Source organism: Arthrobacter sp. ISL-28, from assembly GCF_018613875.1.
Classification (GTDB): domain Bacteria; phylum Actinomycetota; class Actinomycetes; order Actinomycetales; family Micrococcaceae; genus Arthrobacter.
Genome location: NZ_JAGGPJ010000044.1, coordinates 1 through 5,097, shown reverse-complemented (window position 1 = coordinate 5,097; position 5,097 = coordinate 1). Strand labels below are relative to the sequence as shown.

The 5,097-nt window shown below is 66.6% G+C and carries 2 protein-coding genes; both read left to right on the top strand.

What is annotated here, in order from left to right; genetic code table 11:
- The first annotated feature begins 424 nt into the window (after window positions 1-424).
- Entirely contained in the window at window positions 425-1,486 is a 1,062-nt protein-coding gene (locus J7E80_RS22085; protein ID WP_215054359.1) for a LacI family DNA-binding transcriptional regulator, read from the top strand.
- A gap of 133 nt (window positions 1,487-1,619) precedes the next feature.
- The gene (locus J7E80_RS22080; protein ID WP_215054358.1) at window positions 1,620-4,718 is read left to right on the top strand and encodes a glycoside hydrolase family 2 TIM barrel-domain containing protein; all 3,099 of its coding nucleotides are present in this window, start codon (window positions 1,620-1,622) and stop codon (window positions 4,716-4,718) included.
- Window positions 4,719-5,097 lie beyond the last annotated feature (379 nt).

Sequence of the window (5,097 nt, the reverse complement as noted above, 5' to 3'; positions counted from 1 at the left end):
GCCTGTCCCACGGCGATCCTCCCTCAGAACCCGGCCCGCAAACCCGGGATCCTCCCTCAGAACCCGCCCGTGAACCCCGGGCCCTCCCCCAGAACCCGGCCCGCAAACCCCGGGCCCTCCCCCAGGACCCGGCCCGCAAACCCGGGATCCTCCCGGAACGACCTGGCAGCATCACACCACAACACGCCAAAAGTGAGGGAGCGCGCCGGCCCAAACCCGGCCAAAAGTGAGGGAGCGTCGGGCCAAACCCGGGCCAATGGTGAGGGAGCGTCGGCCCAAACCCGGCGAATGGTGAGGGAGGGTCGGCCCAAACCCGGCGAATGGTGAGGGAGCGTCGGGCCATACCCGGCGAATGGTGAGGGAGCGTCGCTTGGAAAGAGGACGATGGACACTGACAGCGTTCGGCGGCCTAGACTTACGGTCTATGACCTCCACTTCCCGTAGACTGCCGGGCAATCGTGCAACCATCCTTGATGTCGCCGCAGCCGCCGGCGTCTCCCGGCAGACGGTCACCCGTGCCATGAATGACATGCCGGGCATCCGGCAGGAGACGCGGGAACGTGTCCAGGAACTGGCCCGCGAACTCGGGTACACACCAAGCCGCTTTGCCAAGGGCCTCGTCCAGGGATCCCGCACGTCGGTGGGGCTCTCCATCCCGGACCTCACGAACCCCTATTATCCGGCCTTCGCCTCGAGCGTTGTGGAGCTGGCCACCCAGCGCGGGTGGCATGTGGTGATGGACGATTACGGCCATGGCGGTGCCACAGGCGTCCAATCAGTTGAGCACCTCGCACCGCAGGTGGATGCAGTGATCGGCTACCTCGGTGATGCCGAAGGGGAAGCCCAAGCCGTCCTCGGCCGTCGGCCCCTCGTGGTGCTGGATCAGATGACAGGATCCGCCTGGGGGAGGATTCGCTTCGACTACGACCATGCAGCCCGGAGAGCCCTTGACTACCTGCTGGCAGCGGGGCGTCGCCAGCTGGTGTACCTGGATGCAGGCAAGAACGGCCTCCCATCCGGGCCTCAGCTGACAACTGGGAGGAGTGCTGACCCCGTAGACCGCGCAGTCTCAACACGCGGCCAGGCCTTCGCCCGCGCCGCCGCGGCAGCGGAAATTCCCCTGACCATCATCATGTCGCCAGAGTCGGCTGCTGGGGCCAGGAGGGCGACGCAGAGCGTCCTCACGGACCGCCCCGGCATCGACGCGATCATTGCGTTCAACGACCTCATGGCCGCAGGGGCTTTGAAAGGCGTTGCGGACTCCGGCAGGACTGTACCCATGGATTGCGCCGTGATGGGCATGGACGGGATTCCACTTGGTGAGCTTCTGAGCCCCGAGCTGACTACGCTCTCGCTGGACCTGCGCGAAGTGGGGAGGGCCGCCGTCGAACTCCTCGACGGACTGCTGTCCGGCGCCATTACACCGGGCGGGCAGGGCTCGGAGCTGGTGCTCTGCCACCGGCTCATCGTGCGCCAGTCGGCCTGACGCCCCTGGTGACACGACCGGCCCTCTGTTGGCCCTATCCAAATCCACTGGCTCCCAGTACTCTTGTACGAGTTCGTGAACGTTCACGAAGGGTTTGCGCCCGAGACCACCCACCCACCCAAGGGAAGCCGCCATGTCAGTCGAATCATCCACTGCGCCCGCCAGCCCCGCCAGCCCCGCCAGCCCCGCCCCCGCCGATTACCCCGCCGCCGCCGACCACCCGGCCGGGCCACCCGCCGGCCGTTCACTCGACCTTCATGCCGCCGGGGTGAGTGAGCTCGCATCGATGGATCCCGCCGACGGCGCCCTTCCCGCGCGTGCCTACCTGAACACCAATGCGGCCAGGCTGTCACTGAACGGAACATGGAAGTTCCGCCTCAGCACGGGAATCAGGCAGGCATCCGGGGACGGCTGGCAGCTTGGCCAGCAGCAGACGGGGTTTGAGGATCTTCCTGTACCCTCGAGCTGGCCCATGCACGGCCATGGTTCCCCCTGGTACACCAACGTCCAGTATCCGTTTGCCGTGGAGCCGCCGCACGTACCGGATACGAACCCCGTCGGCGACCATCTCATGGAGTTTGACGCCGGACCCGAATTTTTCCCGCGGTCAGTCCTCCGCTTCGACGGCATTGAATCCGCCGGCACGGTGTGGCTTAACGGGACCAGGCTCGGCACGACGCGCGGCAGCCGGCTGGCCCACGAGTTTGATGTCACCGGAGTGCTCGTCCCCGGACGCAATGTCCTTGCCGTCCGCGTTGCCCAGTTCTCGGCGGCCAGCTACCTCGAGGACCAGGACATGTGGTGGCTGCCGGGTATTTTCCGAGACGTCACCCTCCAGTCGCGGCCGGCCAACGGGATAGACGACGTCTTCGTCCACGCCGACTACAACCACGAAACCGGCGAGGGGATCCTCACGGTGGAGGTGACCCGGGGCGGCGAGGCGGTTGACGCCGTCGTACGCATTCCGGAGCTGGAACTGGAGTTGTCAGCCGGAAGCGAGAGGCGTATTCCGGACGTCAAACCGTGGTCGGCGGAACTGCCGCGTCTCTACGAGGCGACCGTCAGCACCGCCGGAGAGACTGCGGACCTCCTGGTGGGATTCCGCTCCATCAGCATCGAGGACGCCCAGTTCAAGGTCAATGGCCGGCGTATCCTGCTCCGCGGCGTCAACCGCCACGAACATGATCCTCGGCTTGGGCGGGCCGTGCCGCGGGAGGTGATGGAGAGCGAGCTCCGGCTGATGAAGCAGCGCAACATCAACGCCATCCGCACGTCGCACTATCCGCCGCACCCCGAGTTCCTCGCCCTCGCCGACCGGCTTGGTTTCTACGTGGTGCTCGAATGCGATCTGGAGACCCACGGATTCCAAAGCGCGGGCTGGAAGCAGAACCCGAGTGACGATCCCCGGTGGGAGCCGGCATTGCTGGACCGGATGCGCCGCACCGTCGAGCGGGACAAGAACCACCCCTGCGTGATCATGTGGTCGCTGGGGAACGAGTCCGGAACGGGGCGCAACCTGGCCGCGATGTCCAGCTGGACCAAGCTCCGCGACCCTTCCCGGCCCATCCACTACGAAGGTGACTGGAGTTCACCATACGTGGACGTCTATTCCCGGATGTACGCGGACCAGGCGGAAACCGCGCTGATCGGGCAGGGCATTGAACCGGCCCTGGACGATCCGGCGCTGGATGCCCACCGCCGCGCCATGCCGTTTGTCCTGTGCGAATACGTCCACGCGATGGGCAACGGGCCTGGCGGAATGTCTGAATACCAGGAGCTCTTCGACCGGTACCCGCGGCTGATGGGCGGCTTCGTCTGGGAATGGCTCGAGCACGGCATCGTCCGCACCGGTTCCGACGGCCAGGAGTACTTCGTCTACGGCGGTGACTTCGGTGAGGAAATTCACGACGGCAACTTCGTCACGGACGGCCTGGTGGATGCGAACCGGAAACCCCGCCCCGGCCTGCTGGATTTCAAGAAGGTGATCGAGCCGCTGACCATCTCCGTCTCGGCGGACTGGAGCACCTTCATCGTGCGGAACAAGTTCGACTTTGCGGACACCTCCGCCCTTCGCTTTGGCTACTCGGTAGAGTCCGACGGCGGCACTCTCGACGGCGGTCGGGTCGACCTCGCGCCGGTGGCGCCTGGCGCGGAAACTGTTGTCCAGTTGCCCGCCGGCGTGGCAGCCCTGGCCGGTGATCGGACGGCGGTGCTGACTGTGCGGGCGGAGCTGGCTGTGGACACTGAGTGGGCCGAGGCCGGGCACGAAATTGCGTGGGGCCAGGCCTCCGTCAACCTGCCGGCGGCCCCGGTGGTCCGTGCCACTGAGAGCGTCGTTGCGCACGGCGCCCTTGCTGAGGCGTCTGCTGGAAGCGACGACGCTGAATTGCAGCTGGGGCCAGCCGTCTTCTCACGGGTGACCGGGCTGCCCACCCGACTCGGCGGCGTGCCGGTGGCCGATCTCCGGCTTGTGCTGTGGCGCGCCCCTACAGACAACGACTATGGAGTGGACTGGTGGGGGAACCCCGACGCCCCGACCATCGCGCAGCGATGGGTCGAGGCCGGCCTCAACCGGCTGCACCCCCGGCTGATTAGCATCACTGCGGTACCGGACGCGGACGGCGGCGAGGCGTTGGAAATCCGGACGCGCGTCGGTATAGCAGACAAGCAGTACGGGGTGTTCGTGGACTACACGTGGACCAGCGACGGGGGCGCGGTCAGCCTCAGGACGCAGGTGCGGCCCGACGGCGACTGGATTAACAAGGGAGAGGACGTTCCGTGGGCACGGATCGGGCTGGAGCTTGTCCTGGACAGCCAGGCCGAGACCGTTGATTGGTTTGGGCAGGGGCCGCACCAGGCATATCCGGATACCGGCCAGGGCACGCGCCAGGGTTGGTACTCGCTGCCCATGACGGACATGGTGGTGGACTACGCCCGCCCGCAGGAGTCCGGGGCCAGGGCCGCCGTTCATCGAGCCACGCTTCAGCTGGACGAAGGGAGGCTCGCCGTCAGTGGTGAGCCGTTCGCACTGTCAGCCCGGCCCTACAGTCTCGACGTACTTGACGCGGCCGGCCATCAACCGGATCTGGTGGAGGACGGCCGCGCCTACGTCTATCTCGATTGCGTCCAGCGGGGAGTGGGAACCGGCGCCTGCGGTCCGGGGGTGCTGGAGGCATACCGCATCACCGGACGAGAGGCCGACTTCACCCTGGTGTTCGAAGCGACTGACTGACCACGGCTTGGGTCCGCAGCCGCTCAGGCGGAAGGGACTGAAACGTCAGCTCCCGGCATCAGCGTGCGCTGCCAGCGCGCTGACGCCGGGGAGCCGGCTGGTGCCGACCGACCGGCCACCAATGTGACGCGCTCCATAGCACCCGGATTCTCCGGAATACGGCGCCGCCAGCGTTCGGGCACCCCAGAAATCCCCGCCAGTCCGCGGGTTTTGGGGGTGTGGTGGTGGGTGTTGGGGTGGGTTTGCGGTGGGGGTGTGGTGGGTGTATTGTTTTCTAAGTCGCCGAGAGGGGGACCGGCGGGAAGCTGGTCACTGAGGCGGCAACTCCCCTTTTTGAACAGCCTGTTGATGGTGTGCGTTGTTTGGCGTGCCGGATGTG